Annotated in this window: 1 protein-coding gene and 1 pseudogene; one reads left to right on the forward strand and one right to left on the reverse strand. The window is 75.0% G+C overall.

Annotated elements, in window-relative coordinates; translation table 11 throughout:
* Positions 1 to 429: 429 nt before the first annotated feature.
* The gene (locus tag EHS43_RS42750) at positions 430 to 1,632 is read right to left on the reverse strand and encodes an amino acid deaminase/aldolase (RefSeq protein WP_125195844.1); all 1,203 of its coding nucleotides are present in this window, start codon (positions 1,630 to 1,632) and stop codon (positions 430 to 432) included.
* 269 nt (positions 1,633 to 1,901) lie between these two features.
* Here EHS43_RS42750 and EHS43_RS42755 point away from each other — a divergent pair.
* Positions 1,902 to 2,381: pseudogene (locus EHS43_RS42755) on the forward strand (hypothetical protein); the annotation flags it as partial.

Consider the following 2,381-nt stretch of genomic DNA (forward strand, 5'->3'; position numbering starts at 1 on the left):
GGGGCGGACACGGCACCGACGGCCAGGAGCCCGTCACCCACCACGCCCTCCCCGCCCGGACGACGAACTCGACGGCATCAGCAGGCCGTTGCCCGACGGACGGGCCCCGCGAAGTACGTCACCCGCGACAACGTCGCGATGACCACCGGGGCGGCAGCGACCCGGGCCCGTACGTGCTGCCAGTCGACTCCGGGAGCAACCCGCAAGCGCTCGCCGCGGACGACGTACCGCGGGCGCCCGCCGGCGCCTGCGTGGGCATCCGCGGGCCACCGGGTCGTCAGGTCGCAGCGCGTGGCGGTCGCCGGACGCGCCGGACACCTGGTGCGCCGACGGGGCAGCACGGACCGAGGACCCGGCGATGACGTCCGGTCGCTGTTACTCAGCGGCCGGACCGCGGCAGGCCCCCGGACTCCGTCGTCGGCCGCTGACTCAGAGGAAGGTGTGGCCTTCCCCGCGGTACGTCGGGACGGTCGCCGTCACCGCGTCGCCCTCGATCAGGTGCAGCTTCTCGAACCGCTCGCACAGCTCACCGGCCTTGGCGTGCCGGAACCACACCTTGTCGCCGAGCAGCAGGTCGTCGGCGGGGGCGCCGAGCAGCGGGGTCTGCACCTCGCCGGGCCCCTCCTGCGGGTCGTACTTCAGCCCCTCCGGCAGATACGGCACCGGCAGCCGGTCGGGCCCGGCCGCGCCGGACGCCGGGTAGCCGCCGCCGAGGACGGTCACGACACCCACCCCGGGCCTGCGCACGACGGGCATGGCGAACAGGGCCGCCGGACGCCCGCTGAAGGACGTGTAGTTGTCGAACAGCCGCGGCACATAGAGCCCCGAACCCGCGCCGATCTCCGTGACGGCGTCCTCCGCGGCGGTGTGCTGCACACTGCCCGTGCCGCCGCCGTTGACGAACTCCAGGTCCGGTACGACGGCCCGTACCGCACGCACCACGGCGGCGCGGCGCTCGACCAGCTCCTTGCGGGCGGTGGCCTGCATCAGCCGGACCGCCCGGGACCGCAGCGGCCGTCCCGCGACGGAGTCCCCGACACCGGCGATGTGGCCCTCGTAGGCCATGATCCCGACCACCTTGAACCCGGGGCGCCGGGCCACCGCGCGGGCCATGTCGGCGACCTGGGCGGGGGAGTGCAGCGGCGAACGCCGGGCACCGACCCGCACCTTGCCGCCGAGCAGCTTCAGCGAGGTGTCCAACTCCAGGCAGACCCGGATCACTTCGGTGCCGCCCGCGCGGGAGGCGTCGATGAACGCGAGCTGAGCGGGGTCGTCGACCATCACGGTCACGGCGGCCGCGAGCTTGGGATCGGCGGCGAGTTCGGCGTATCCGGCGCGGTCGGCGGAGGGGTAGGCGAGCAGGATGTCGTCGAAGCCGCTCCGCGCCAGCCACAGGGACTCGGCGAGGGTGAAGGACATGATGCCCGCGAAGCCGTCCTTGCCCAGGACGCGTTCGAGCAGCGCCCGGCACCGCACGGACTTGCTGGCGACACGGACGGGTTTGCCCGCCGCCCGGCGGACGAGATCGTCCGCGTTGGCGTCGAAGGCGTCCAGGTCCACGATCGCGACGGGGGCGTCGAGGTGGGCGGTGGCCCGGTCGTAACGGGCCCGGTCGGCGGCGCGTGCAGTCATGAACGAAGCCTGCCAGACAGGATTACCGCAGGGTAGGGGGACGTTCCGGGCAGATGCCCCCGGCCTGACGGACTGGTTCCCGTTCGCCCAGGAACAACCCGTAGAGTGACGCGCACGCACGCAGGGCCGTACGCCCCCGTCGCCGCCGCGCCGGGATGCCGGCCCCTCCGTGCGGGTATGCGTGCCCGGACGGCGGTCTTCCACACCGACGGCTTCGGCGAGGGCCCGCGCACGACCGAACGGCCCGGACATGAGGAAACGGGGGGTGCATGAGCACGGAAGCACGCCGCGCCTCCATTCCTCCGCGCCCGACGACCCCACCGCGGCCGGCCCAGCCGCCGACGGCGGGCGAGGAGCAGGGCGGACGGGTGAACGACGACTCCGACTGGCAGGCCTTCGGTGAGCGCAACCGGCGGGGCGGCGGTGCCGGAACCGCGGCCCGCCCGGCGTTCGGCGGGTTCGACTGGCAGGGCCCGGAAGAGGCCGACAGCCGCGTCCCGGCCGAGCCGCAGGGCCGTGAGCCCGCACAGGGCGCGGGGGAGCGGGGTTCCGGTGACTCGGCACCCGGTGCGCCCGACCGCATGAGCGCGGGGCGGGAGTCCGGCCTGCCGGGCGGCGAGGAGCGGTCCCAGGGACCGGCCGCCGCGGGCCGACCGCCGATACGCACGACGAACGGCACCGACCGGGGCGGGAGCGACGACTCCGGCACCGCGCCGGCGCAGCCCCCGTCCGCCCCTCAGGACTCCCCG

Source organism: Streptomyces sp. RP5T (genome assembly GCF_003933965.1).
Classification (GTDB): domain Bacteria; phylum Actinomycetota; class Actinomycetes; order Streptomycetales; family Streptomycetaceae; genus Streptomyces.